Annotated in this window: 1 protein-coding gene; it reads left to right on the top strand. The window is 32.5% G+C overall.

Features of this window, described 5'->3' with window-relative positions:
• Positions 1–102: 102 nt before the first annotated feature.
• The coding region (locus SB775_RS34620) for a CsbD family protein (protein ID WP_410865808.1) at positions 103–228 on the top strand (126 nt) is incomplete at its 3' end.

The raw sequence follows: 228 nt of genomic DNA, 5'->3' as shown, positions 1-228 counted from the left end.
ATTTGAATATTCAAACTAAATTTGTTACGCTATTACTAGATACATCATTCAACTTGCAATATGAAAAGAGAATTCTACTCAAACTACAAGGAGGAGAAATGTATGACTAAACATGATCATGGTTTAAAAGAAAAAGTAGAAGGTGCCATTGATAAGGTAAAGGGTGAAGTAAAGGAAGTTGTCGGGAAAGTAACTGACAATAAAAAATTACAAGCCGAGGGAAAATGG

Source organism: Peribacillus sp. SIMBA_075, assembly GCF_046534585.1.
This window is presented reverse-complemented; position numbering and strand designations above follow the sequence as displayed.